General features: G+C 31.6%; 1 protein-coding gene. It reads left to right on the top strand.

From position 1 onward, the window contains the following. Positions 1-56: 56 nt before the first annotated feature. A partial coding sequence (locus CN288_RS27895) for a phage tail protein (protein WP_098303644.1) occupies positions 57-490 on the top strand: 434 nt, incomplete at its 3' end.

Genomic DNA, 490 nt, shown 5'->3' with positions numbered 1-490 from the left:
AAGGTAGCAGACATTTTGGCTCAAAGAATAATTGATAGAATGTGAGGATGATATAAATGACAATTGAAAATAAAGAGATTCAATATACTGTGGGTATTGAAGACCTATTTATATGCATGATGAAAGGTGATGAAACAACAAGTACATTACCAACTTATGAGGCTACTGTTTATGGACAAACAAATATTTCTGATTTAACAATTTCCACTACGTCTTCAAACTTTGTTAAATGGGCGTCAAATAAAAAAATTATTAATATCCAAAAAAACACAGCGTTTGAGTTAGCATTTAACCTAGCTGGTTTAAATCGTGAAGTAAAAGATAAAATGTTTGCTAAAATACGTAAAAAAGGTGTTTCTTTTGAGACTGCAAAAGCAAAAGAATATCCTAAATTTGCAACTGGCGTTGTTTTTCCATTAAACGATGGAACTAAGGTTTTACGTTGGTATCCAAAGTGTACGGTTGCTCCTATTGAAGAATCTTGGAAAAC

This window comes from Bacillus sp. AFS023182, from assembly GCF_002560575.1.
In the GTDB taxonomy this organism is placed as follows: Bacteria; Bacillota; Bacilli; order Bacillales; family Bacillaceae_G; genus Bacillus_A; species Bacillus_A arachidis.
Note: the sequence above shows the minus strand (reverse complement) of the source record. Positions and strands in the feature narration are given on the sequence as shown.